The following is a 23,328-nucleotide window of genomic DNA, read 5'->3' on the forward strand; positions in this document are numbered from 1 at the left end:
TCCTTGCTACTGCTTTTGTCTCTGAACTATCACAGACGAGTAAAATCATTAAATAGCGCTAACGCCATGAGCGAGAAGATGATCGCACCACCAATTCTAAAGCCCATTTCCTGCACTTTCTCAGGAACAGGGCGTCGAATGACTGCTTCAATTGCAAAAAACAACAAATGACCGCCATCCAACATTGGTAAAGGAACGAGATTAATAATACCTAGGTTAACACTAATTAGAGCGAGAAAACCTAAAAAGTAGACCAAACCATAATCTGCTGTCGCGCCTGCGCCTTTGGCTATTGATATTGGTCCACTCAGATTATTCAGACCAACGTCTCCAACAATCAGCTTCTTAAGCATGCTGATTGTCAAACCAATGACTTGGCCAGTTTTGTCTACTGCTTTACCTATTGACTCGAATACACCAAACTGAAGATCGAAGCGATAACTTTCTGGCCATTCTGCGACTTTAGGTGCAATACCTGCAAAACCAACGACTTCTTTGTTAGCTAGCTCACGGCTACCGGGCGTCAGCGTCAATGTTTGCTCATAACCCTGACGCAACACCGTCAATTCAAGCGGTGTATCAGGATTAGAACGAACCGCTTCAACCACTTGCTTCCATTCGGTCACGCGTTGTTGACCAATTGCGACAACCTCATCACCTGGAAGCACACCGGCTTTTTCCGCCGCTCCACCTTGCGAGACCTGCTCGATAACTCGATACACCTCCGGTGTATACGGAGCAAAACCTAACGATTGCATCGCTGACTGAGTTTCTGGGTCGAACTTCCACTCACGTAAATCGAGCGTTTTCGTTACTTCTGAACCAACTTCATTCGCTGACGTTAGTGTTACCGTCATCAAATCATCGCCAATATGAGAAATCAATCCCATATTTACTGATTCCCAATCCGGAGTTTTGATACCAGATATCGATTTAAGTTCCATTCCAGATTCAATTCCAGCTTCCGCAACAATCGAATTGGGCGTAACTTCACCAATTACAGGCTTAACAGCCGGGATACCAATTAGAAATACCAGCCAATAGGCAAAAATTGCGAAAAGAAAATTAAAGATGGGGCCAGCCGCAACAATAGAGGTTCGCTTCCATAACGGCTTCTTATCAAACGCTAGGTGCTTCTCATGTTCTGGCACCTCATCGACACGGCTATCAACCATTTTCACATAGCCGCCGAGAGGGATCATTGAGATGCTGTACTCCGTTCCGTCTTTGCCTACTTTACTCCAAATAGACTTGCCGAAACCGATTGAAAACTTTTCAACTTTAACGCCGCAACGGCGAGCAACCCAAAAATGCCCAAATTCGTGCACGGCAACAAGAATGCCCAGTGCGACGATAAAAGAAATGAGATTCCACAATATACCAGTCATCAGCTACGCTCGCGTATGGTTTCTAGGGCAATAGTTCGTGCCATTCTATCTAGCTCGAGCAAGCTTTCCAAGCTATTCGCATTCTCAGCTTTGCAGCTTGCGTTGATTTTATTCAACACAGACTCATTGATGCGAGCAATATCGGTAAAACCTAGTCTGTTATTTAAAAATGCATCAACAGCGACTTCATTAGCTGCATTCAATGCTGTTGTTGCGTGTTGACCTTCATAACAGGCATCAATTGCGAGTTTTAAACATGGGTAACGAGCAAAATCAGGCTGCAAAAACGTCAGCTCACCAACTTTCGTGAAGTCTAGCGGCTTAACCCCAGCTTCCACTCTTGACGGGTATGACATGGTGAGCGCAATTGGCGTCGCCATATCCGCTTCTCCCATTTGTGCCAAGACCGAACCATCACGATACTGAACCATAGAATGAATTACCGATTGAGGATGAATAACCACCTTCAGTTGTTCGCGAGCAGCATTAAATAGCCACTTAGCTTCGATATACTCAAGGCCTTTGTTCATCATCGTGGCAGAATCAACAGAAATTTTTGGCCCCATCGACCAGTTTGGATGAGCAATCGCCTGCGCGGGTGTCACCTGCTCCAGTTCTGCGATGTCAGTGTAACGGAAAGGACCACCAGATCCAGTCAACAAAATATGAGAAATGCCATGTTCTTGTAAATTGCAACGACCTAGATTGGTTTGTACTTGCTGTGGTAAACATTGGAAAATGGCGTTGTGTTCACTGTCGACGGGAAGTAGCTCTGCGCCAAATTCTTCTACAGCATCAATAAATAGCTGGCCTGACATTACAAGTGCTTCTTTATTTGCCAACAAGACTCGCTTACCTGCTTTCACGGCAGCCATAGTAGGCAATAAGCCGGCTGCTCCTACAATAGCAGCCATTACACTGTCGACCTCGTCCAGCGAAGCAATATGGCATAGCGCATCAACACCACCTAGCACTTCGGTACTTGGTGAAACCGAGTGTAGCTCAGCTTGAAGTTGAGATGCCGCAGCTTTATCTGCCATGACCGCATACTTAGGTTGCCAATGACGACATAAACCGATCATCTTTTCAACGTTAGTGCTTGCCGCTAAGGCAACGACAGAAAACAGATCTGGGTTTTGTTCGACCACTTTAAGCGTGCTTGCACCAATTGATCCAGTAGCACCAAGAATCGTTAACTTTTGCATGTTGTAAGACCGTTAGAAAGCTCAGGAGCGACGACGCCGCTCCTGATAAATTAGAATACGTAGTAAAGAAGAGCAAAAACTGGGAATGCTGCGGTTAGGCTGTCGATACGATCTAGCACACCACCGTGCCCTGGGATAATGTTACTGCTGTCTTTAATGCCTGAGACACGTTTGAACATACTTTCAACCAGATCACCAAGCACTGAAATAACGACAGTAACCAGCGTAATTAGCACCATATGGACAGGGCTAGTGAACTGGATATCGAACCAATCAGCAAATGCCCACGCTACGATTAATGCCGTGATAATGCCACCAATTAGCCCTTCAATGGTTTTATTGGGGCTTACATGAGGAGCCATCTTACGTTTGCCTAAGCTTTTACCTGCAAAGTAGGCGCCGCTATCTGCAGCCCATACCAAGAAACAAACGTACAACACAAGCTTTGCGCCGTGGTATGGATCTACAGTGATGTCATACGCTCTGAGAATAATCACACTCCAAAGGAATGGGATTAATGTCAGAAAACCAAATACATGACGTAAAACAAGATTACTTTGCCAAGATTTCGTCGTTTTGGGGTAAGTAATCGCCATTAAGCTAGCAATAATCCACCAAACAAAACCAATACCCAAGACGACATAATGAGGTGTCGTTAAGTGATTGAGGCTATATGCATCAGGCGAGATGTATAGAAAACTAAGTCCGGTAATAATGATTGCCGGCACAAGGGCAGCAATGCGAGAGTTGCTTCCTGTAAACTGAGTCCACTCCCAAAAACCTAATAGCGTTATTGCAGTTAAAGCGGCAATAAAGCCCATTAGCGGTAATTTAAAAATGCCTAAAATAACCAGGGGAGCTAAAATTAGTGCTGTTATTATTCTCTGTTTCAAACTAACTAGTCCTTATTGAGCTGCCATCAATGCCTTTATTTGTTCACCTGTACAGCCAAAACGACGTTCTCGGTTGATAAACCAAGTCACAGCTTCTACCAAACTGTCTTCATCGAATTCTGGCCAGTACTCTGGTGTAAAGTACATTTCTGCATAAGCCATTTGCCACAACATAAAGTTGCTGATGCGGCACTCTCCACTGGTGCGAATTAAAAGATCCACTTCCGGTAGGTCTGCCATGGTCAAATGCTCAGTGATTAGCTGCTCATTGATATCCTCTACACGAATTTCACCGTTACGTGCTTTTAGCGCTAACGTTTTAGCAGCTTCTGTGATGTCCCATTTACCGCCATAGTTGGCTGCAATGTTGATCACCATACCCGTGTTATCTGCCGTTAGGTTTTCTGCTTCTACAATTTTCTTTTGTAGACGCTCACTAAATCGACTGGTATCACCGATCACGCGCAACCGTAAGTTATTTTTGTGTAGTTTTTTTACTTCACTAGACAGGACCGTGATAAACAGTTCCATCAAAAGACCCACTTCTTCCTCCGGACGACGCCAGTTTTCACTACTAAAAGCAAACAGCGTCATGGCTCTAATGCCTAGTTTTGAAGCAGCAGCCACGGTCTTACGAACGGCACTAACGCCTTTTTTATGACCAAATACGCGAGGTTTTCCTTTGGACTTAGCCCAACGGCCATTACCGTCCATAATGATGGCAATATGCTTAGGAAGGGAATCAGAGAAGGCTTGAGAATTTTGCATAGGGAGTTAATTGAGTTCCATCAGTTGGATAGACTAACATAAAAAAACGCTGAGCTGTGAGCACAGCGTTTTCCAACAGTGATGTGTGTGGGAGTATTAAACTTCCATCAACTCTTTTTCTTTTGCAGCAAGAACTTCATCGATCTTCTTAACTGCAACGTCAGTTAGCTTTTGAATTTCGTCTTGTGCTTTACGGTCTTCATCTTCAGAGATTTCTTTATCTTTTAGAAGCGCTTTAAGATCGTTGTTTGCGTCACGACGGATGTTACGAACAGCAACACGACCACCTTCAGCTTCACCACGAACGATCTTAACTAGGTCTTTACGACGCTCTTCCGTTAGCGGTGGAAGTGGAACGCGGATGATAGTGCCAGCTGACATAGGGTTTAGACCAAGGTCAGACGTCATGATCGCTTTTTCTACTTTCGGCGTCAGCTCTTTATCAAAAACCGTGATTGCAAGTGTACGCGCATCTTCAGCAATAACGTTTGCTACTTGGTTTAGAGGTGTTGCTGCACCGTAGTATTCTACAGAAATACCAGATAGTAGGCTTGGGTGTGCACGACCTGTACGAATTTTAGAAAGGTTGTTCTTAAGCGCTTCAACGCTTTTATCCATGCGCTCTTGCGCGTCTTTTTTGATTTCGTTAATCACAGTTTCACCTTAAAAATGTCATCTTTCCTGAAGAAAGCCTAAAACGGTTGAGCAAAGCAAGCACCACCCTAACGCTTTGGAGTGGCACCTTAAGCCAAGCTTATTCGTTGATGAGCGTGCCTTCTGCTTCGCCCATTACCACGCGACGTAGTGCGCCTGGCTTGTTCATATTAAATACGCGGATTGGCATTTTGTGGTCACGAGCTAGCGTAAACGCCGCCAAGTCCATAACTTTCAGCTCTTTATCCAGAACTTCTGCATAAGATAGCTTATCATACAGCTCTGCGTCTGGGTTTGCTACAGGGTCAGCAGTAAATACACCATCAACTTTCGTCGCTTTTAGTACAACATCCGCTTCAATTTCGATACCACGTAAACAAGCAGCAGAATCCGTTGTAAAGAACGGGTTACCAGTACCAGCAGAGAAGATGACAACTCGGCCTTGGCGAAGCTCACGGATCGCATCAGCCCAATTATAGTCGTCACATACGCCTTTTAGAGGAATGGCAGACATAACGCGCGCATTCACGTATGCACGGTGAAGAGCATCGCGCATCGCTAGGCCATTCATTACTGTAGCAAGCATACCCATGTGGTCACCAACTACGCGGTTCATACCAGCTTCAGCAAGGCCTGCACCACGGAACAAGTTACCGCCACCGATAACTACACCAACCTGAACACCCAGTTCAACCAGTTCTTTAACTTCTTGTGCCATGCGATCAAGGACCGCAGGATCAATACCAAAACCGTCTTCACCTTGAAGAGCTTCACCACTCAGTTTTAATAGAATACGTTGATACGCTGGTTTAGGGTTCGTAGTCATGGAGTTTACCTTCCAAAGAGAGTTGTTGATTAACAGTCATGAATAGACACAACTTCAGTTATGGCTATTCATCACGGCTAATCGTTCACTGCTCATAAAAAGACCGCAGCCTTGGCTACGGTCTAATCTTTATACAGTCTCTAAGGATTAACCTTTTTGAGCTGCTGCAACTTCTTCAGCGAAGCTCATTTCTTCTTTCTTCTCGATACCTTCACCTACTTCTAGGCGAACGAACGTAGAAACTGAAGCGCCTTTTTCTTTCAGCATTTCGCCTACAGTTTTCTTAGGCTCCATGATGAAAGCTTGACCTGTTAGAGAGATCTCGCCAGTGAATTTCTTCATGCGGCCAACAACCATCTTCTCAGCGATTTCAGCAGGCTTGCCTTCGTTCATTGCGATTTCAACTTGAACCGCTTTCTCTTTTTCTACTACGTCAGCTGGTACGTCTTCTGGGTTAACGAACTCTGGCTTAGAAGCAGCAACGTGCATTGCAACGTGCTTAAGAGTTTCTGCGTCGCCTTCACCAGCAACAACAACACCGATTTTCTCACCGTGACGGTAAGAAGCGATTGCAGTGCCTTGAACGTATTCTACGCGACGGATAGTGATGTTTTCACCGATTTTAGCTACTAGAGCTACACGTGCGTCTTCGAATTGTGCTTGTAGTTCTTCAACAGAAGCTTTTGAAGCTAGAGCTGCAGCTGCAACTTCTTCTGCGAATGCAGTGAAGTTACCGTCTTTAGCAACGAAGTCAGTTTGGCAGTTAACTTCAAGAAGAACAGCAACGCCGTTTTCTTCTTTGATGATGATTGCGCCTTCAGCTGCAACGTTACCAGCTTTCTTAGCTGCTTTCGCTGCGCCAGATTTACGCATGTTTTCAATTGCTAGTTCGATGTCAGCGTTTGCTTCTACAAGCGCTTTCTTACATTCCATCATGCCAGCGCCAGTACGCTCGCGAAGTTCTTTAACTAGAGCAGCAGTTACAGTTGCCATTCTGTCTTCCTCGTTTGATTCGAAATAAGGTAAAAAACAGGGGCCTAACATTGTCGGCCCCCATTGCTAACTATAACTTAGTTTATGCTACACAAAGGTTTCACATAGACCAAGTGTGACACAGAGCCGCTATTATTCAGCTTCTACGAAACCGTCTTTTTCAGCAACTGCAGCTACGTCTTTGTTACGACCTTCAGATACTGCTGAAGCAGCAGCGTTCAGGTATAGCTGTACAGCGCGGATCGCGTCGTCGTTACCTGGGATTACGTAGTCAACGCCGTCTGGGTTAGAGTTAGTATCTACCACAGCGTATACTGGAATACCTAGGTTGTTAGCTTCTTTAATTGCAATGTGTTCGTGATCAGCGTCGATTACGAATAGAGCGTCTGGTAGGCCGCCCATGTCTTTGATACCACCAAGAGATTTCTCTAGCTTCTCCATTTCGCGAGTACGCATTAGAGCTTCTTTCTTAGTTAGTTTGTCAAAAGTACCGTCTTGAGATTGAGTCTCTAGTTCTTTTAGACGCTTGATAGACTGACGAACTGTTTTGTAGTTTGTAAGCATACCGCCTAACCAGCGGTTGTTTACGTAAAACTGGTTGCTTGCGATTGCAGCTTCTTTAACAGCTTCAGATGCAGCGCGCTTAGTACCTACGAATAGAACCTTACCTTTCTTCTCGCCAACTTTAGCTAGTTCAGCTAGAGCGTCGTTGAACATTGGTACAGTTTTTTCTAGGTTGATGATATGAACTTTGTTACGAGCGCCAAAGATGAATGGCTTCATTTTTGGGTTCCAGTAACGAGTCTGGTGACCGAAGTGAACACCAGCTTTTAGCATATCGCGCATTGATACAGTTGCCATTTTAAAATCCTCTATGGGGTTAGGCCTCCACATTCCCCATAACTCCGACCAAGCTTCTGCTCAGCACCCCGGAATATGTGACGGAATGTGTGTGATTTAAAGATAAAAGGTTATTCGGATGAAGCTTGCTTCGCCGCTCAACTTTGCTAAGCGAAGAGAACAGTCCTCTATTCCGGCGCGCTTTATACCATATTTTAGCTCACTGTGGCTAGTAAAAATTATTTCTTCACCGTGCCACTTTCTCTTATTTTATAAGCAAAACTTTAAACATATGATCGAATTAAGAATGATGCATATTCCTATCTAACTTGGGTTAACGCCCCGATGTCTGATAGAATGCGGCCATTCGCACGTTTACGTGCTTAGGAATAAGTAGAGAAAGCCAATGTCAATCAAGATTAAAACTGCTGAAGAAATAGAACGCATGCGCATTGCGGGCAAGCTAGCCGCAGAGATTCTAGAAATGATCGAACCACACATCAAAGTTGGTGTGACGACAGAAGAGTTAAACAAAATCTGTCATGAGTACGCTCTAGAAAAAGGCGCATACTCTGCTCCGCTTGATTACCATGGTTTCCCTAAGTCGATCTGTACTTCAATCAACCATATCGTATGCCACGGTATTCCAGCGGAAAAAGACGAAATCGGTAGCAACGGCCAAATGAAGCCAGCGGTACTAAAAGATGGTGACATCTTAAACGTTGATATTACCGTAATCGTTCCAAATGATGAGAATGCCGATCTGAGCGTGCGTCCTCAGGGTTACCATGGTGACACTTCTAAGATGTTCCTAGTCGGTGATGTTTCGCCTGCAAACAAACGTCTATGCATGGTAGCTCAAGAAGCACTGTATGTTGGTATGCGTACCGTTAAGCCAGGTTCAACAGTTGGCGACATCGGTACAGCTATCGAGAAGTACATCAAAGAGAACAACAAGAACAATCCTCGCAACAAGTTTTCTATTGTGAAAGACTTCTGTGGTCACGGTATCGGCGATGAGTTCCATGAAGAACCACAAGTGGTTCATTACAAGAACAAAGACCGCCGCGTACTAAAAGAAGGCATGTGCTTTACTATTGAGCCGATGATTAACGCTGGAAAATTTGGTTGCTCTGTTGATGCACAAGATGACTGGACTGTTTACACGGGCGACGGCAAGAACTCTGCGCAATGGGAACATACCATTGTTGTAACAAAAGAAGGTTGTGAAGTACTGACGCTTCGTAGCGACGATACGATTCCTCGCCTAATGAAAAACGCGTAAAGCTGACGACCACTCGTTGTTTACTATATCCCTGCTTCGGCGGGGATATTTTTTATCTGCCGCAAATTTGTTAGATTGTTATTAGATTAGCTTGCACGGATGGCAAATATGACACTTCAGTCCCCTCTTACCTTTTCCGATGAACAAATCAATATCGGTGAACTCAAACGAGAATTAGAGAAGTTTAGCTCTAATCAAAACCAAGAGTTTCTCAATCATCATCCGGTAACAAGCTTGGTTTTAGCCAGAGCTGAATATATGGATCTGCTTCTCAATCGTTTGTGGCAACATTTTGGTTTCAAGGATATTTACAACATTTCCCTAGTTGCCGTTGGTGGCTACGGACGCGGTGAGCTGCATCCACTCTCCGATATCGATATTTTGATTCTGTCGAACAATAAACTGCCAACCGCGTTAGAAGCAAAAATCAGCGAATTCATTACGCTGTTGTGGGATTTAAAACTCGAGGTCGGACACGCTGTTCGCACCGTTACTGAATGTGCTGAAATTGGTAAAGCCGATCTAACGGTCGCGACAAACCTGCAAGAAGCGCGACTGCTGTGTGGAAGCGAGGACACCTTTCAGGCACTGAAGAAAGTCGTGTTATCAGACTCCTTCTGGCCAAGTGAGACGTTTTACCGCGCTAAAATTCAAGAGCAGCGCGAACGCCATGCACGTTACCACGACACGACCTACAACTTGGAACCGGACATTAAATCAACCCCTGGCGGGCTACGCGATATTCATACATTAAGCTGGGTCGCTCGACGTCACTTTGGTGCGACTTCATTGTTGGAAATGAGCCGATACGGATTTTTAACTGACGCAGAATACCGAGAACTGGTTGAATGTCAGGACTTCCTTTGGCGAGTACGTTTCGCTCTGCACATGGAGCTTCGCCGCTATGACAACCGCTTGACCTTTGCTCATCAAGCACAAGTTGCGGAAAATCTAGGCTACGTCGGAGAAGGCAACCGAGGCGTAGAAATGATGATGAAAGAGTTCTACCGCACGCTTCGTCGTGTGGCAGAGCTCAATAAAATGCTACTCAAACTCTTTGACCAAGCGATCATTAATGGTGGGGCGACAGAAAGTGCCGAGATTCTCGATACGGACTTTCAACGTCGCGGTTCTTTAATTGAAGCGCGGAAACCCGCATTGTTCCAAGCTCGCCCAGAAACTATTCTGGATATGTTCTTACATATTGCTAACGACTCAACTATTGAAGGGGTGAGCCCACCAACGCTGCGTCAACTGCGCACCGCTCGCCGTCGGCTCAACAAGTTTTTGCACACCATTCCTGCTGCGCGTGAAAAGTTCATGGCGTTATGTCGTCACCCTAATGCTCTTCACAAAGCATTCAGCCTCATGCACCGATTAGGGGTTATGGCGGCCTATTTACCGCAATGGAGTCAGATTGTTGGTCAAATGCAGTTTGACTTATTCCATGCCTACACCGTTGATGAACACAGTATTCGCTTACTTAAACACATCAACACTTTTAGTGACCCAGAAAATCATGCGAAGCACCCTATTTGCTGTGACGTCTACCCTCGGATGCAAAAGAAAGAGCTGCTGATTATTGCCGCTATTTTCCACGATATCGGGAAAGGTCGTGGCGGCGATCACTCGATTATCGGTGAAGGAGAAGCGTACGACTTCTGCATTGAGCATGGTTTATCGAAGCCCGAAGCGAAACTTGTCGCTTGGTTGGTAAGACATCATCTATTAATGTCTGTCACCGCACAGCGCCGAGATATTTATGATCCTGATGTCATTACCGAGTTTGCCAAAAAAGTCAGAGACGAAGAATCTCTCGATTATCTTGTATGCCTGACAGTTGCAGATATTTGTGCAACCAACCCAGAACTTTGGAATGCTTGGAAACGAACTTTACTTGCGGAGCTGTATTACTCCACACAACGTGCTTTACGTAGAGGCCTAGAGAACCCTGTCGATGTGCGTGAGCGAATTCGCCACAATCAACAAATGGCCTCCGCAATGCTGCGCAAAGAGGGGTTTGCCGCGCGCGAAATTGAAGTATTGTGGCAACGCTTCAAAGCTGACTACTTCCTTCGTCATACCCATACGCAAATCGCGTGGCACTGCGAACACTTACTTCGCATGGAAGATCCGACTAAGCCTTTGGTGTTGATCAGTAAAAAAGCCACTCGTGGCGGCACTGAGGTGTTTGTATATACGAAAGACCAGCCTGCTTTATTTGCGACAGTCGTGGCGGAGTTAGATAGGCGTAATTTTAATGTACACGACGCGCAAATCATGACCAGCAAAGATGGGCACGTGATTGATACCTTTATGGTACTCGATCAACATGGCGAAGCGATCGATGAGTCTCGTCACGCCGCGGTGATTAAACACCTCACTCATGTACTGGAGGCAGGCCGACCAACCAAGATTAAAACGCGCCGTACTCCGAACAAACTTCAGCACTTTAACGTGAAAACCAAAGTCGACTTCTTACCAACCAAAGGTAAAAAACACACTTTAATGGAGTTTGTCGCGCTAGACACACCAGGGCTGTTGGCCAAAGTAGGCCGTACGTTTGCTGATTTAAATATCAACCTTCATGGTGCAAAAATCACCACCATTGGTGAGCGAGCAGAAGACTTGTTTATTTTAACCAGTGATGCAGGGGGAAGATTAAGTGAAGAACAACAGGATGAGCTAAGAGAGAGATTGATCGAAAAGTTATCTGATGAGGTCGCAGCTTAGATCAAACCTGCCAATCTTTTCGGTTCAGGGCGAGAGCGATCTTGCCCACAAGTTAAGCATTTTGGCTAAATATCAGCTATCTAGCTCATACATAGGCTGCTACAGTTATATCAATATCAATTCGATGTAATAGAGGTAGCCTATGTATCCCCACCTCACTGGTTTGGGTATTCACGACCCTAAGCAGATTGAACGTTATTCCCTACGCCAAGAAGCACACAAAGACGTACTCAAGATCTATTTCCACAAGCAAAAAGGCGAACTGTTCGCTAAAAGCGTTAAATTCAAATACCCGCGCCAAATCAAAAATGTTCTTGTGGACAGTGGCAGTCACAAATATAAAGAAGTAACGGAAATCAACCGTAACCTCACATTAGTCATTGATGAACTGAATAAAATCACTAAGCCAACGAAACAACCTGAGGTTGATGTAAAAGAGAAAATTCTTTCAGACCTTCGTCATTTAGAAAAAGTCGTTTCGAGCAAGATCGCAGAGATCGAAGCGGATCTTGAAAAACTAAAGTAAAACGTTAAGTCTTAAATATTAAAAAGGGTTAGCATTGATGCTAACCCTTTTTATTTGTACTCAATCATTATCTAGATCTAACTACGCCGATTGTCGGTTGATCATCGATTCATCCCACTCAAATCGAGTAAACAATTGCTGCCAAGTTTCATCAAGATTGGCCGTCATGACAATCTCTTGATCGGTAAATGGATGGACAAACCGTAACTCTGAAGCATGCAGTAGCAAACGATGAGAATCAAACTCTGTGCGATACAGCTTGTTGTGCTTTCCATCCCCGTGCGTTGTATCACCCACGATCGGATGGCGTAGATGTGCCATATGACGACGAAGTTGGTGCTTACGCCCCGTTTTAGGTTTCATCTCAACTAAGCAATAACGCGTTGTAGGAAATTTACCCGTCGAATAGGGAACCTCCACTTTAGCCAACGGCTTATATTCCGTCACCGCTTCTTGCGCTTCTTTTTCTTGTGAAGCGAACTTATCAGCAATCTTGTCTAACTCCACTTTGAGTGCGTAATCCAAGACGCCCTCTTCCTCAATCCAACCGCGTACTATCGCGTGGTATGTCTTTTCCATTTTATGTTCAGCAAACATCGGCATGACTTGTGATGCGACTTCACTCGACAACGCAAACACGAGCACACCAGATGTTGGACGATCCAGACGATGCAATGGGAACACATGCTGACCAATTTGGTCGCGCAAAGTTTGCATGACAAATTGAGTTTCGTGTTTATCTAACCAACTGCGATGCACTAACATGCCGGCAGGCTTGTTGACCGCTACAAAATATTCATCCTGATAAACGATCTCCAGCTCAACTGGTTCTGAAGATCGCGCTATTTCTTGTTCTAGCATTCGTTTACTTACACAGTTCGTCAATGGTTCGGATTGTAACAAGCAGCTCTGCGAACTGCGGTTCCTGCTTCCACGCTTCTGAAAAATAGGGCTCGAGAGAAAACCCTCTTGGCAATGGTTGGTTGTTTTCCACTAGCACGTGCATTCTGTCTATAAAGACCCACTGCAACCACTCATGAGGATGCAATGTATCAATCGCAAATGGCTCCACGCTTTGTAAGGCTTGCTCTGAAGGCCTAGTGTGTTGCCACAACTTATGTTCTTTAAGCTGCGTTTCAAGTTGGTGAAGTAAGTCGACCAATTGAGTATTTGTTACCATTAATTCTATCTCGAACCTTGAATTAGCCGAGAATGATACCATTTCTTGTGAAAAGAACGTTAGGACGTCGTATTTAATGGAAAACATTCAAACCCTCACTCAACTGTTGAACAACAGCCGCTGTGATTATCAAATCTTCGATCTTGGTCGTCGTATCAAAACCATCGCTAAGAAAGAGTTTGCCGATGTAGAAAAAGGTCAAGCACCGTACCCATTCCCAATGCAGCGTAAAGCACACCTTGCCATCGCTTATTGGAATGAACAAAAGCAACCTTGGATTTGGTTTCTAAAGTTTGAATTGGACGAGCGCGGTTTGTTAAAGCAAGCGGATATCGGCAATTTCATTAAATACGTAGTGGAGGCTATGGGAACACGCCTCAATGATGATATCACTGAAGAGCAACAGCAAAAGCTGTCTAACAACCCATACACTTTCAAACCTTCCGAAGATAAAATGGCCGTGTTTCATAGCCAGGTCCGCGCAAACCTTAATCTTCCTACCAGCCAATATTACGAGCATACCCAGCATTACTTCTCTGGAGGTTTAGGCTGGGATAATTGGCAAACTGTAGGTCTGCAAGGTATCACAGACATAGCCGCTCGCCTGGACAAAGAACAAAACGGAGTAATGATACGCAAAGCGTTGAACCACCTACCAAATGAGCCACTTTATGCCCTATTAGGTGCGCTTGAGCATGTAGAGCTACAAGAGCGTTTAGCAGAACGTATCGCAGAAAAGGCACAGCAAGAAATCGCAAGTAGCGAACCTGATCTCTTCCTACTTTCAGCACTTATCCGAGCCCTTGCTGGTGCACCAACAGAAGTCGCCTCTCCAGTATTAGATGCGATATTGCATAGCCCTCGTTTAAGCCATCAGGAGGTATTGATTGGTGTGGCGGGTCGCGCTTGGCACTTACTCGCCAATGAAAAGGTAGCAGAACAGTTTTTGCTGCGTTTAGCTCAAACCGGTAATCAAGCCCTATTTAATCAGTTATTTGCCGATTTAGTGATGCTGCCAGAGTTAAGGATGGTGTTATTGCCTTTACTGCATTCAAATCCATCAGAGGAACTAGCAAATGCGCTAGTAAGCTTACAACAAACAACAAAAAGCTAAGAAAGGTTCAGGAATGATTGGTGATCTTTTAGCAATTTTAGGGCTCTGCTTTTTCTGTTACCTGTTTTGGCAACAGCGTCGCCAAGCCGAACTCGCAAAAGCGGCCATCACGCGTAAATGTGAGCAATTGGATCTCCAATTAATCAGCATCGCCTTTGGTGCCCATAAACTAAAAACGCCAGACGGAGTCTGGCGTTGGCATACGGTGTATCAATTTGAGTTTTCATCTCTTGGTGACGATTGCTACCAAGGAGAGTTAACCATGGTCGGTTTCAGGCCGCAGAACTTTCACCTACCACCGCATCGCTTGTAAATTCCATTTCAAAGTAAGGACCATATATATCCTTACTTTCTTTTGTTTCAACAAATCCCAGCTTTTTCAGTACTGCCATAGAAGCTTGATGATTGCTATTCACGTTAGCTTTCACCTTATTCAAGCCCAATTCACGGCACGCTTTGGGGAAAAATGCTTTTAGTGCTTCTGTTGCTAACCCTTTACCCCAATATGATTTATCAAAAATAAACCCTAATTCAGGTTCGGAATCGAGATTAGCAATGAACACGTGCCCCATATAGTCACGACTGGTGCTCTCTAGCACTGCCATACTATAAATGTTCTCATCATCCAGTATTTTCTCAAACATCTGTTTGGCAGACGCAACTGTATACGGACCATTCAATTCAGCACGGTTTTTCGCACAGCAATTCAGCATGACGAATTCTAGTTGCAACGACTCATTGTAGGGTAGAAGAAGCATTCTTCTGGTTACTATGGCCACATCTGTTCCTTGATTACAACAAACTTAATCTATCCGCAGATCACAAACTCGATGAGCTGAACATGCTCAATGATTGCGGGCATAACACCTTGTAGAGAAGCCGAAAGTTAAACCAACTGGTTGGAAAGGATATTGATCTGAGTTGTTTTTTATTAAGTGTTATTAGGAATTTATATATTTTGTGATATTGATATCCCCAAGTAACATCGAGATGCTTAATTCAATGAGAACACTGGATATCGTTTTTATATAAGAAAGACCCCGACACATAAGTATCGGGGTCATGGTCTTACTCGCAGCAGTCCGGCTACTAAAAGTGCTCCATGCATCATCCATAATAGTGGCTGATTCCGTCAGCTTATTCCTTACGTCGCCGTCCTAGCGGTGTCCTTATCATCCTGACTGCTAACATTCCTCGTTAGCACACGTCACTTGTTCCTTGAGCGGTGTCCCTTGCATCTTCCTGATGCTGTCCATAGCCTCAATCCTAGAGGGGTCCATTGTCTATCCTTAGTCATCAACATCCTATTGATGATCGTATCCTTACAATGTCCTACGCTCCATGCTTGATTAATCATCCTGACCAACCAAATCGTCTTCCTGACGATAACCAAATCCTTGGTGCTTTCCTGTTCCATGTCTGCTTCCTGCTGACAACTCTCAATTTACGCCTTTTCCAAAAATAGACAATCTATCTAAGATAAATATTTGGCTCTCACATTGGTTAACAAGTTGTTAAATCATTATTTATCAGAAACTTAAGCTCTTCAGCTTCTCTTTTTCCGCTTACGAAATCGTTTTCTCTCACAACCTATGTAAGAGATCTCTCACACTACACTCTCCAAAATGCCATTCGCCAAATTAGCGCACTCAACGTATGATGATAGATATATCGTTGTTAAGGATTAAAAATGTTAACTCAAGACGTTACTAAAGAATTAGAAGCGGCAATGGAACAGTTGCAACAACAAGGAAAAGAGCCAACCGTAGCGTTAGTGAAAGCACGCTTGAAAACGCCAGTTCCAATGCCAGCATTAATCACCGCAATAAAAAGTTGGAAGAGTGCTCAACGCGTACCCAAGGTTGAAATCGCAGCACAACACCACACCGATAATGATCGTCTTGAAGCCCTAGAGCGCACCGTAAAAATGCTAGCCATTCGTATTGAAGAGTTAGAAGCGAAACTCAGTGAGAAATCATCATGAAGTTATGGGTAGATGCAGACGCGTGTCCGAAAGTTATTCGCGAAACCATTGTGCGTGCCGCCGAGCGTACAGGGATTGAATGTACGTTTGTCGCTAACCACGTTGTCCCTGTGCCGAAAAGAGACAACATCCACTCGCTGCAAGTCCCTGCGGGATTTGACATCGCAGACAACGAAATCGTCAAGCGTGTGGAAGCCAACGATTTGGTGATCACGTCAGATATTCCGCTTGCAGATGAGGTTATCTCTAAAGGCGCTCAAGCCCTCAGTTCTCGTGGCGAGCTCTATACAAAAGACACCATCAAAGCTCGCCTAAATATCCGCGACTTTATGGAAACCATGCGTTCAAGCGGAATTCAGACTGGTGGGCCCGCCGCGCTTTCTCAAACCGATCGACGCGAATTTGCAAACCATTTGGATCGTATTTTGGCGAAATTTAAGAAGTAACCCTCACTCTATTCAAATTGAGCCAGCAAATCAAAGCCTGGCTCATTCCTGAAAATTCATTCTCAGCATTGCACCCAAAGCGTGCTCTTACTCCCATTTGTTTTGTTCTGTTTGTTTTTCATCTCGCTCGCCATAGCTTCAATATGCAACGTGGTTTATTTTGAACGACGTTTTTAATAAGTGTATAGAGAATAATGGGCTTTAACATCGTTTCCAGTGGAAGCTACCTGCCAACGAATCAATGGTCTGATCGAGAGATGGATCGCTTCCTAAAATTAGCGCCAGGGACCTGCCGAAATAAATTCGACGTTGAATATCGTCATGTAGCCAATACAAAAGAGACCGCTATTTACATGGCAATGCAGGCAATAGAGCAGTGTTTAGGAAACACACATACCTTAAGCTCCGTTGATCTTCTTATCTACGCTAGCGGCACACACCACCAGTCTCTACCCTACGACGCCTCAGCGGTTCTCGCCGCGTTAGACGCTCCAACATGGCTAGAAAGCTTTGATTTGAACAGCACCTGTTTATCCTTTCTCTCTGCGCTTGATCTTGCTCAGAGTCTATTCTTAGCAAAACGGTACCGTCGGATTCTTATTGTCACCAGCGAACTCGCCACTGGCATCACACTGAATCGAAATTTTACGCTCAAACCAGAAGTTGCAACCTTATTCGCGGACGGTGCCGCCGCATTTTTGCTCGAAGAACACGACGATGATGGATTGCTCACCAGTCACTTTGAAACGCATCATACCGGGTATTCATTTTGTCAAATTAAGGGCGGAGGTAGTCATATCAACCCGCATACCTCCGAGCATCAAGCCTATTTAAAAAGTTGCCAGTTTGAAATGGAGGGCAAAGCACTCTTTAAACATGTGCGTAAAGCCTTACCAGCGTTTCTAAAAAAAGGGTTTGACGCCTCTCCGGTAACACTCGGCGATATTGATTATTTTCTTCCTCATCAAGCCAGCGCGCATGGATTAAAAAAACTGCCTTCACTCACCGGGCTACCAACAGAGAAAACCGTTAATCACTTTTCGACTTTGGGAAACCAAGTCGCCGCCTCACTCCCAATTAACTTACACTGGCTGCGTAATCAGCCAGAAACCGCAGGAAAACATGTGTTATTAGCTGGCACCGCCGCAGGGTTGTCGCTAGGGATGGGAGTGCTAAAACTATGAAGATATTGGTCACTGGTGGCAGCGGGATGTTGGGTAGCGCAATTCTGAGAATGTTTCACCAGCAGCATGAACTGCATTTTATAGCACGAAATACAGTCATCGCTAAACAACTCGCCGAGCAATTCGATGTTATCCCCCATATAGTCGATTTAAGAGACCACTCAGCAGTTCATGCGGTATGCCAAGGTATGGATGCAGTCATCCATTGTGCCGCTCTCTCAAGCCCATGGGGAAAGTGGCAGGCGTTTTATCAAGCCAATGTAGATGCCACCAAAAACCTCGTCAATGCGGCTAATACGCATCAAATCTCGCGTTTTATCCATATTTCGTCCACCAGCGTCTACTTTGACCATCAAGACCGTTGGAATATTCGAGAAACCGACGCCATAGCTTCATACTGGTGTAATGATTACGCACACACAAAATATCTATCAGAAATTGAAGCCGTAAAAGGTCGAAGTAAAGCGATCATTTTAAGACCGCGTGGCATTTTTGGACCCAATGATCGCGCGATTATCCCAAGAGTGCTTAAGGCGATAAAAAACAACACTCTGCTTCTGCCATCGGGTAGAAATCCTGTGGTTGATCTGACCTATGTCGACAACGTTGCCCATGCAGCGATGCTCGCTTGCACTCAGGCAGACCGACTTCAGCATGGTGATGTGTTCAACATTTCCAACAACGAACCAATGCCAATTGAGACTGTTCTGCAAGCTTTATGTGAGGGGTTAAACCTAAAAGTAACGTTACAATCATTACCATACGGTGTGGTATCACCATTATTAAAGCTCAGTGAGCAAATACGAAGGCACTTACCACATCAGCCAGAACCAAGGCTCACCTCATACAGCGCAGGATTGTTTAACTATCATCAAACTCTGGATATCAGCAAGGCGAAACAAACACTGAATTACCAACCGCTTTTTTCAATTCAAGAAGGAATACAGCAGTATGCAAACTGGTCTAAAAATAAAAATCTTTGAGGCTGGACACTGCGTACACCCAGGCTTTGTTGTCAAACCAGGTTCTGGTATCAAGCCTAGAGCATTTCCGGCAGCCGTTGCGTTAATTCAGCACCCAACGCAAGGCAACATCCTGTTCGACACGGGATATCACGAGCATTTTTTTAGCGCGACTCGTCCCTTCCCTGAACGTTTTTATGCTTGGACAACACCTTGTCGCTATAAAAAAGAACACGGAATTGTTGCGCAGTTAGCAAAAGAAAGTCTCAAACGTCATGATATTGAACACTTAGTGCTCTCCCACTTCCATGCTGATCACATTGCTGCCGTGTCTGAGTTTTCCCACTCTCAATTGCATTGCCAACAAAAAGGGGTAGATGCAATTACTAAAAGTGGTCGAATTGGAGGCGTAAGAAAAGGATACCTAAAAGCTCTACTTCCTCCACAGCTTGAACCTAACTTATTCATTCATAGTGATTTTTCTGTACCAATCAGCCAAATTCTTCCTCAGTGCCAAGGTGTTAATTTGCTCTGTAAAGACATGTTCGACGACGGATTCATTTATATGGTTAGCTTGCCAGGCCATGCAGCTGGCCAAGTGGGCTTGCTGGTTAAAAGAGACCAAGGTTGGCTATTCTTACTCGCCGATGCATGCTGGTTAATCGAGAGCTTGAGTGAAAATATTGATCAGCATTGGCTGGCGAACATGCTTTGCGATGACACAAATGCCTATAAAAACACCCTCTCCGAATTGAGAAGTTGCTACCAACAAACCCACCACTTTGTTCGCTTCGTGCCTTCACATTGTCAGGAAACTATCCGGCAGCTAATCAAAGAAGGGTGGATGAAGTGATAACGCTTATCTCAGAATTCTGGCGAACCCGCTACCGCCCTTTCGGTTCAAGGGAACAAGTCGAAGCGTGGCAGCAACAACATTTAACGCAACACCTGGAATGGGTATGCTGTCATTCACCGTATTACCGCTCACTTCAAGGTGCAGCACTCAGTGATTTCCCTATCATGAATAAGCAAACCATGATGGAGAACCTCTCGGAGTTGAATACGAAAGGCTTAGAGGCTGAACAGCTAATGCAACAAGCACTCGACGCAGAACAGTCACGCAACTTCGCCGCTTCGAAAGTTGGCGATGTTACTGTTGGGCTTTCCTCGGGCACATCAGGCATGCGCGGGTTGTTTCTTGCTGACAAACAGGAAACGCAACTGTGGGCTGGCAATATATTGGCTCGCCTGTTGCCCAACCTATGGCAAAAGCACCGAATTGCGCTAGCCTTGCGCGCCAACAGCCCACTGTATAAATCCGTCGCGAAAGGCCCTGTCACATTCTTTTATGCAGATTTAACTAAACCTTACCAAGAATGGATAAAAGAGTTGGATGAGTTCCAACCCACGCTTTTGGTTGGTAGTGCGCAAGCTCTTCAGCTCTGCGCCCAGCTCAGCGGTCAATTTGGTCAACCCGCAATTCAACCACAGCGGATCATTTCTGGGGCAGAGGTTCTAACCGAGAGTGACCGTCACTATATTTCTCAACGGTTCGACAGCGAACTCCATGAAGTCTATCAATGTACCGAAGGTTTTCTTGCATGTACTGATCAGCATGGACAAATGCGCTGGAATCAGGATGTTATTTACATCGAAAAACATTGGCTGAATACCGAACGTACTCATTACAGCCCAATTATCACCGATTTTCGTCGTAAAACTCAGCCCATTATTCGTTATCAGCTCGACGATATTATTGAGAATAAACAGGATAATGGCGTATTTGAACCTCTTGGCACGATTGCCGGACGATGTGGTGATCGCCTCACGCTAAACGCAAACCACGTCCCAGTTACGGTGTTACCAGATCTCATCTACCGCGCTATAACACTATCTGCCAAAGGTCGCGTGGATTACCGAATCACCCAAACAGGGTCACAAGCCATTCAAATTGAAGCGGATGTTCACCACCATCGGGTTATACACCAAGCCTTGATAAAGTTGTTTGACCAATTGCGGCTTGATCCTGTCAGATTTAGTTACCGCCCTGCGCCTATTTGGACGCCAATGAATAAACAACGACGTGTGGTGAACATATGCGGGTCTTAATCACCGGAGCCCGAGCACCAGTTGCACTAGAGTGGGCAACCATGTGTATGCATCATGGGCATGAAGTAATTCTCACCGATTCGCTAAAAAAGCCTCTGGGATCGTTTTTGCGAGGTATCGAGTCTTATATACCCACCGCTTCACCTCGATTTGCGTTTCCCACCTATCAACAGCAGATTCTAAAAATCATTACTCAGATGCGTATTGATATGGTGATACCCACTTGTGAAGAAGTGTATTACTTGGCTCATGTTGCCAAACAATGCCCGGAAGTAGATTTTTTTCTGCCCCATGTAGGACTACTCAATGCCCTGCATAACAAGTTGACCGTCTATGAACAGCTTCAAGGTTTGCCAGAAATTACACTTCCCAAAACTCGTTTGGTCGCTGATAAAAGTGAGATTGAAATTAATAAGAGAACCGTTCTAAAGCCCGTTTACTCTCGGTTTGGCGGGCAAGTCATAAGAGATGTGACGACTCAGTCTATTTCTGCCGCCACGATATCGCCCCTTTACCCTTGGGTTCAGCAACAAAAAATCCATGGGACTCCGGTGTGTAACTATGCCATTTTTGAACATGGTGACCTTAAAGCACACCAAGCTTATGTGCCGAAATACTGTGTAAACGGCTCGGCCGCCAGTGCTTTTCAGCCGATCTCGTGCGAACGACTAGATAGATTTATCGCAACTTTTGGTAAACGTCATACTTATCATGGGCAAGTGTCGTTTGACTTCATCAAATCACAAGATGAACTCTACGTGATTGAATGTAACCCAAGAGCCACCAGTGGTTTGCACCTACTCTCGTCTCGATGCAACCAACTGCTTCCTAATATGGATTTTACCAGTCCTTCCAAGCAGCGATTGCATCATTTAGGGCCAATAACACTCATCGCTGAAGGTGGATTATCCCTGTTCAAGGCTCGAACTTGGCAAGATTGGTGGTCTGGAGTGAATGTGATGCAACAGCATAACTTGCCGGTAGGGAGCCAAATCCGGAGTGTGTTTGAATTACTCCGGTTAGCTAGGCAGAACAAGACGAAGTGGAGCAACTCTTCTACCGTTGATATTGAGTGGAATGGAGAGGCATTGAACTCATGACGTTTTCCTCTCAAGAATGGCATCAAACCTTTATCACTCTTATGCAGTCAAATCCTATTGATGAATGCACAGCAAGCTTTGGTTGCTACTATATCGATGATGTTGCCATTCCTTACTCCGTAACACCAAAAATACCAAACAACTGTTATGCAGTCTCCCCTATGACACTGCTTAGTGGCTACGCGGAAGAAGAGCTTCACAAAGTCAAAAATGTGGCTGTTCGATGGGTATGTAAGTTACTTATTAATATGACTAAACCAATCTTATCATTGGCTGGATTGGATCAAGTCCAAACGCTCAACAATCAGTGCTTGTCCACCAATATGTATAGCGAACAATGGGCAGCCTTAAATCTCGATGAACTGCGTCGCGTCGCACTCGATCAATACCCCACCTTTCCCTTGGTGCTTCGCTCCCTCAACCAGCGTCAGCATTCACACTTAATTCAGCGATTGAAGCAGCCAAAATGGCAAAGCTTGGTAACACGACAAGTGTATTTACTTGATGATTGGCAAGCGTTCAGCTTCAACCGAGATTTAACGAAAGACTTCAAACTGCTTAATGATAAAGATTGGCAGTTTAGGCCACTGACCACTGATGAAGAGTTTCAGCGTGCCAAAGAGTTATATGACATGCTTTACCTTGATAAATACAGCCTCAATAACATCCAGTTTTCAACCCAATATTTAAAACAGGCGAGCCAGAACAAATTAGTAAAGTTAGTGGGACTGTTTTATCAAGAAGAGATGCTGGCTACGTTAGGCATTGTAGAAATTGATAATGATATGACTTGCCCAATTTTTGGCTACGATACCAATAAGCCACAACGCCTCGCATTGTATCGTCGAATATCGGCCTATACCATCCGCCACGCAATGATATTCCAGCGTCGTTTTAATATGAGCTCAGGTGCTCCGGCTTTTAAACGCAACAGAAAAGCCCGGCCAGAAATTGAATTTAGCTATGTTTATATTGCGCACTTACCTTGGTACAAACGCATAATTTGGAAAAGCTTATGCTGGCTCACTCAGCACTTTTATCGCCCTTTGTTGATGCGTTTTCAGCTATAAACCGACATCTATAATCAGGTAAGCCTGCGTACACAGTCTCAATCGATAAAAAAGCCTGCGACGTTCGC

The 23,328-nt window shown here is 44.8% G+C and carries 24 protein-coding genes; 13 read left to right on the forward strand and 11 right to left on the reverse strand.

The genetic code is table 11. The annotated features are described in order from the left end of the window. Nucleotides 1-29: 29 nt before the first annotated feature. From rseP to rpsB, 8 genes are all read right to left on the reverse strand, one after another. A complete protein-coding gene (gene rseP / locus R7D93_RS11365) occupies nt 30-1,388 on the reverse strand; it encodes a sigma E protease regulator RseP (RefSeq protein WP_005380334.1) in 1,359 nt (452 codons plus the stop codon). After that, complete coding sequence (gene ispC / locus R7D93_RS11370; RefSeq protein ID WP_213868608.1) at nt 1,388-2,593, reverse strand: 1-deoxy-D-xylulose-5-phosphate reductoisomerase; 1,206 nt, start codon at nt 2,591-2,593, stop codon at nt 1,388-1,390. Before ispC ends, rseP begins: the two co-directional genes overlap by 1 nt. A gap of 50 nt (nt 2,594-2,643) precedes the next feature. Beyond that, on the reverse strand, nt 2,644-3,486 hold the full coding sequence (locus tag R7D93_RS11375) for a phosphatidate cytidylyltransferase (protein WP_130545981.1): 843 nt from the start codon (nt 3,484-3,486) through the stop codon (nt 2,644-2,646). Nucleotides 3,487-3,498: 12 nt separating this feature from the next. Further along, nucleotides 3,499-4,254, reverse strand: a complete 756-nt coding sequence (locus tag R7D93_RS11380; protein ID WP_005380331.1) for an isoprenyl transferase — start codon at nt 4,252-4,254, stop codon at nt 3,499-3,501. Nucleotides 4,255-4,350: 96 nt separating this feature from the next. Continuing rightward, nucleotides 4,351-4,908 carry a ribosome recycling factor gene (gene frr, locus R7D93_RS11385; RefSeq protein ID WP_005380330.1) on the reverse strand — a complete coding sequence of 186 codons (558 nt, stop codon included), beginning with the start codon at nt 4,906-4,908 and terminating at the stop codon, nt 4,351-4,353. Nucleotides 4,909-5,008: 100 nt separating this feature from the next. Next, complete coding sequence (gene pyrH, locus R7D93_RS11390; RefSeq protein ID WP_005380329.1) at nt 5,009-5,734, reverse strand: UMP kinase; 726 nt, start codon at nt 5,732-5,734, stop codon at nt 5,009-5,011. 147 nt (nt 5,735-5,881) lie between these two features. Beyond that, complete coding sequence (tsf, locus tag R7D93_RS11395; RefSeq protein ID WP_005380328.1) at nt 5,882-6,727, reverse strand: translation elongation factor Ts; 846 nt, start codon at nt 6,725-6,727, stop codon at nt 5,882-5,884. A 132-nt stretch (nt 6,728-6,859) separates the two neighbouring features. Then, nucleotides 6,860-7,588 carry a 30S ribosomal protein S2 gene (gene rpsB / locus R7D93_RS11400; protein ID WP_005380327.1) on the reverse strand — a complete coding sequence of 243 codons (729 nt, stop codon included), beginning with the start codon at nt 7,586-7,588 and terminating at the stop codon, nt 6,860-6,862. Between the two features lie 385 nt (nt 7,589-7,973). Between rpsB and map the strand changes: the two genes are divergently transcribed. The 3 genes from map to R7D93_RS11415 all read left to right on the forward strand — a co-directional run bounded on the left by map (nt 7,974) and on the right by R7D93_RS11415 (nt 12,111). Then, nucleotides 7,974-8,852: a type I methionyl aminopeptidase gene (map, locus tag R7D93_RS11405; RefSeq protein WP_005380326.1), complete on the forward strand. Its 879-nt coding sequence runs from the start codon at nt 7,974-7,976 to the stop codon at nt 8,850-8,852. A gap of 108 nt (nt 8,853-8,960) precedes the next feature. Next, entirely contained in the window at nt 8,961-11,585 is a 2,625-nt protein-coding gene (gene glnD, locus R7D93_RS11410) for a bifunctional uridylyltransferase/uridylyl-removing protein GlnD (RefSeq protein ID WP_053304072.1), read from the forward strand. Nucleotides 11,586-11,727: 142 nt separating this feature from the next. Further along, nucleotides 11,728-12,111: a DUF3461 family protein gene (locus R7D93_RS11415; protein ID WP_005380322.1), complete on the forward strand. Its 384-nt coding sequence runs from the start codon at nt 11,728-11,730 to the stop codon at nt 12,109-12,111. 81 nt (nt 12,112-12,192) lie between these two features. Here the strand turns inward: R7D93_RS11415 and truC are convergent, their stop codons facing one another. Then, a complete protein-coding gene (gene truC, locus R7D93_RS11420; RefSeq protein ID WP_213868610.1) occupies nt 12,193-12,972 on the reverse strand; it encodes a tRNA pseudouridine(65) synthase TruC in 780 nt (259 codons plus the stop codon). 4 nt (nt 12,973-12,976) lie between these two features. Next, nucleotides 12,977-13,291, reverse strand: a complete 315-nt coding sequence (locus tag R7D93_RS11425) for a YqcC family protein (RefSeq protein WP_213868612.1) — start codon at nt 13,289-13,291, stop codon at nt 12,977-12,979. 76 nt (nt 13,292-13,367) lie between these two features. On the opposite strand from R7D93_RS11425, the gene R7D93_RS11430 reads away from it, so the two are divergent. Together R7D93_RS11430 and R7D93_RS11435 are read left to right on the forward strand one after the other, a co-directional pair. Next, on the forward strand, nt 13,368-14,405 hold the full coding sequence (locus R7D93_RS11430; protein WP_213868614.1) for a DUF3549 family protein: 1,038 nt from the start codon (nt 13,368-13,370) through the stop codon (nt 14,403-14,405). 13 nt (nt 14,406-14,418) lie between these two features. Continuing rightward, a complete protein-coding gene (locus tag R7D93_RS11435) occupies nt 14,419-14,718 on the forward strand; it encodes a DUF3301 domain-containing protein (protein WP_005380315.1) in 300 nt (99 codons plus the stop codon). On the opposite strand, the gene R7D93_RS11440 is transcribed toward R7D93_RS11435, so the two are convergent. Beyond that, a complete protein-coding gene (locus tag R7D93_RS11440; protein ID WP_005380314.1) occupies nt 14,678-15,163 on the reverse strand; it encodes a GNAT family N-acetyltransferase in 486 nt (161 codons plus the stop codon). The genes R7D93_RS11435 and R7D93_RS11440 overlap by 41 nt on opposite strands. Before the next feature lie 932 nt (nt 15,164-16,095). On the opposite strand from R7D93_RS11440, the gene R7D93_RS11445 reads away from it, so the two are divergent. The 8 genes from R7D93_RS11445 to R7D93_RS11480 all read left to right on the forward strand — a co-directional run bounded on the left by R7D93_RS11445 (nt 16,096) and on the right by R7D93_RS11480 (nt 23,260). Beyond that, nucleotides 16,096-16,389: a hypothetical protein gene (locus R7D93_RS11445; RefSeq protein ID WP_005391777.1), complete on the forward strand. Its 294-nt coding sequence runs from the start codon at nt 16,096-16,098 to the stop codon at nt 16,387-16,389. Beyond that, nucleotides 16,386-16,835, forward strand: coding sequence for a YaiI/YqxD family protein (locus R7D93_RS11450; RefSeq protein ID WP_005380310.1), 450 nt, complete (start codon nt 16,386-16,388; stop codon nt 16,833-16,835). Before R7D93_RS11445 ends, R7D93_RS11450 begins: the two co-directional genes overlap by 4 nt. Before the next feature lie 194 nt (nt 16,836-17,029). Continuing rightward, entirely contained in the window at nt 17,030-18,019 is a 990-nt protein-coding gene (locus R7D93_RS11455; protein WP_017636033.1) for a ketoacyl-ACP synthase III, read from the forward strand. Next, nucleotides 18,016-19,002: an NAD-dependent epimerase/dehydratase family protein gene (locus R7D93_RS11460; protein ID WP_005380308.1), complete on the forward strand. Its 987-nt coding sequence runs from the start codon at nt 18,016-18,018 to the stop codon at nt 19,000-19,002. The genes R7D93_RS11455 and R7D93_RS11460 overlap by 4 nt, the downstream gene beginning before the upstream one ends. Continuing rightward, nucleotides 18,971-19,834, forward strand: coding sequence for an MBL fold metallo-hydrolase (locus R7D93_RS11465; RefSeq protein ID WP_225496608.1), 864 nt, complete (start codon nt 18,971-18,973; stop codon nt 19,832-19,834). Before R7D93_RS11460 ends, R7D93_RS11465 begins: the two co-directional genes overlap by 32 nt. Further along, the gene (locus R7D93_RS11470; protein ID WP_405537550.1) at nt 19,822-21,090 is read left to right on the forward strand and encodes a F390 synthetase-related protein; all 1,269 of its coding nucleotides are present in this window, start codon (nt 19,822-19,824) and stop codon (nt 21,088-21,090) included. The genes R7D93_RS11465 and R7D93_RS11470 overlap by 13 nt, the downstream gene beginning before the upstream one ends. Next, nucleotides 21,078-22,190, forward strand: a complete 1,113-nt coding sequence (locus tag R7D93_RS11475) for an ATP-grasp domain-containing protein (protein WP_225496621.1) — start codon at nt 21,078-21,080, stop codon at nt 22,188-22,190. Before R7D93_RS11470 ends, R7D93_RS11475 begins: the two co-directional genes overlap by 13 nt. Further along, nucleotides 22,187-23,260: a hypothetical protein gene (locus R7D93_RS11480; RefSeq protein ID WP_213906530.1), complete on the forward strand. Its 1,074-nt coding sequence runs from the start codon at nt 22,187-22,189 to the stop codon at nt 23,258-23,260. The genes R7D93_RS11475 and R7D93_RS11480 overlap by 4 nt, the downstream gene beginning before the upstream one ends. The last annotated feature ends 68 nt before the right edge of the window (nt 23,261-23,328 follow it).

Source organism: Vibrio sp. YT-15, assembly GCF_033337445.1.
Lineage (GTDB): Bacteria > Pseudomonadota > Gammaproteobacteria > Enterobacterales > Vibrionaceae > Vibrio > Vibrio alginolyticus.